Origin of the sequence: Streptococcus sp. 1559 (assembly GCF_013276735.1) — a bacterium.
Lineage (GTDB): Bacteria > Bacillota > Bacilli > Lactobacillales > Streptococcaceae > Streptococcus > Streptococcus pseudopneumoniae.
In genome coordinates this window covers 1-1,135 of record NZ_VMLO01000108.1, presented here as the reverse complement: position 1 = coordinate 1,135, position 1,135 = coordinate 1, and the positions used below count along the sequence as shown (strand labels likewise).

The 1,135-nt window shown below is 49.0% G+C and carries 9 tRNA genes and 2 rRNA genes; all 11 read right to left on the bottom strand.

The features are described from left to right. Position 1 precedes the first annotated feature (1 nt). Positions 2–75, bottom strand: a tRNA-Pro gene (locus HT688_RS10645). Between the two features lie 15 nt (positions 76–90). Then, positions 91–164 (bottom strand) — tRNA-Arg (locus HT688_RS10640). 11 nt (positions 165–175) lie between these two features. Further along, positions 176–261, bottom strand: a tRNA-Leu gene (locus tag HT688_RS10635). Between the two features lie 7 nt (positions 262–268). Further along, positions 269–340: transfer RNA gene (locus HT688_RS10630), tRNA-Gly, on the bottom strand. 22 nt (positions 341–362) lie between these two features. Continuing rightward, positions 363–435, bottom strand: a tRNA-Thr gene (locus tag HT688_RS10625). A gap of 18 nt (positions 436–453) precedes the next feature. Then, positions 454–535, bottom strand: a tRNA-Leu gene (locus tag HT688_RS10620). Positions 536–540: 5 nt separating this feature from the next. Next, a tRNA-Lys gene (locus HT688_RS10615) sits at positions 541–613 on the bottom strand. Positions 614–637: 24 nt separating this feature from the next. Next, positions 638–710: transfer RNA gene (locus tag HT688_RS10610), tRNA-Asp, on the bottom strand. 2 nt (positions 711–712) lie between these two features. Beyond that, positions 713–785 (bottom strand) — tRNA-Val (locus HT688_RS10605). Between the two features lie 4 nt (positions 786–789). Continuing rightward, positions 790–905, bottom strand: a 5S ribosomal RNA gene (gene rrf / locus HT688_RS10600). 76 nt (positions 906–981) lie between these two features. After that, positions 982–1,135, bottom strand: a 23S ribosomal RNA gene (locus tag HT688_RS10595); the annotation flags it as partial.

Sequence of the window (1,135 nt, the reverse complement as noted above, 5' to 3'; positions counted from 1 at the left end):
ATCGGGAAGACAGGATTCGAACCTGCGACACCTTGGTCCCAAACCAAGTACTCTACCAAGCTGAGCTACTTCCCGAGTTAAATAGAAAAATGCACCCTAGAGGAGTCGAACCTCTAACCGCCTGATTCGTAGTCAGGTACTCTATCCAGTTGAGCTAAGGGTGCTCATTATATTATGCCGAAGACCGGAATCGAACCGGTACGATCGTTACCAATCGCAGGATTTTAAGTCCTGTGCGTCTGCCAGTTCCGCCACCCCGGCCTCTCTAAGCGAACGACGGGATTCGAACCCGCGACCCCCACCTTGGCAAGGTGGTGTTCTACCACTGAACTACGTTCGCACTATTTTCTTCTATCTAAAAATGCCGGCTACATGACTTGAACACGCGACCCTCTGATTACAAATCAGATGCTCTACCAACTGAGCTAAGCCGGCTCATCTATTATATCTCAATGCGGGTTAAGGGACTTGAACCCCCACGCCGTTAAGCGCCAGATCCTAAATCTGGTGCGTCTGCCAATTCCGCCAAACCCGCAGATATGACCCGTACTGGGCTCGAACCAGTGACCCATTGATTAAAAGTCAATTGCTCTACCAACTGAGCTAACGAGTCTAAAATAACTTGCGTTACCTTAAACGGTCCCGACGGGAATCGAACCCGCGATCTTCGCCGTGACAGGGCGACGTGATAACCGCTACACTACGGGACCTTTGGGAGTTAACGGGATCGAACCGCTGACCCTCTGCTTGTAAGGCAGATGCTCTCCCAGCTGAGCTAAACTCCCTAGAGCTAAGCGACTTCCCTATCTCACAGGGGGCAACCCCCAACTACTTCCGGCGTTCTAGGGCTTAACTTCTGTGTTCGGCATGGGTACAGGTGTATCTCCTAGGCTATCGTCACTTAACTCTGAGTAATACCTACTCAAAATTGAATATCTATTCAAACCAAGAAAACCGTTCGCTTTCGTATTCTCAGTTACTTTGGATAAGTCCTCGAGCTATTAGTATTAGTCCGCTACATGTGTCGCCACACTTCCACTTCTAACCTATCTACCTGATCATCTCTCAGGGCTCTTACTGATATAAAATCATGGGAAATCTCATCTTGAGGTGGGGTTCACACTTAGATGCTTTC